Annotated in this window: 1 protein-coding gene; it reads left to right on the forward strand. The window is 58.5% G+C overall.

The annotated features are described in order from the left end of the window. Positions 1-103 precede the first annotated feature (103 nt). A partial coding sequence (locus PSN43_RS15930; protein WP_272701725.1) for a helix-turn-helix domain-containing protein occupies positions 104-562 on the forward strand: 459 nt, incomplete at its 3' end.

Raw genomic sequence — 562 nt, forward strand, 5'->3', positions numbered from 1 at the left:
GGTACAGTCCGGGTACATAGGTAACACATTAGTCCGGGAACATGGGTAACACTTTGGGCATGGAAGCCTGGAGGTGCACATGCCCTGGAAAGAGGTGAAACCTATGGATGTGAGATGGAATTTCGTTATGGAGGCGTTGCTGCGGGGTGAGCCGATGGCGTCCCTGTGCCGAAAGTATGGAATCAGCCGGAAGACGGGGTACAAGTGGCTGAACAGATTCTACAAATACGGAGCGCACGGGTTTTGTGAGCTAAGCCGTGGGCCGCGCCGGTGCCCGCACAAGACGCCCATCGAAATGCGCGAGGCCATCGTCGCCCTGCGCAAGGCGAATCCCGGCCAAGGCCCCCGCAAGATCGCCGGAGAATTCCGGGCCAGGGGCCTCAAGCCCCCCTCTCCCAGCACCATTGCCGTCATCCTGAAAGAGGAAGGGCTGACGCGGCAAAAAAGAAAACGCAACGCCTGTTTCCGCCAATGGCCAGGGCAATTGACCGTCCCCGACCATCCCAACCATGTCTGGACCGTGGATTACAAGGGCTGGTTCCGGCTGTTGGACAAAACCATT

It is taken from the genome of Desulfovibrio sp. Fe33, from assembly GCF_028532725.1.
Taxonomy (GTDB): Bacteria; Desulfobacterota; Desulfovibrionia; order Desulfovibrionales; family Desulfovibrionaceae; genus Pseudodesulfovibrio.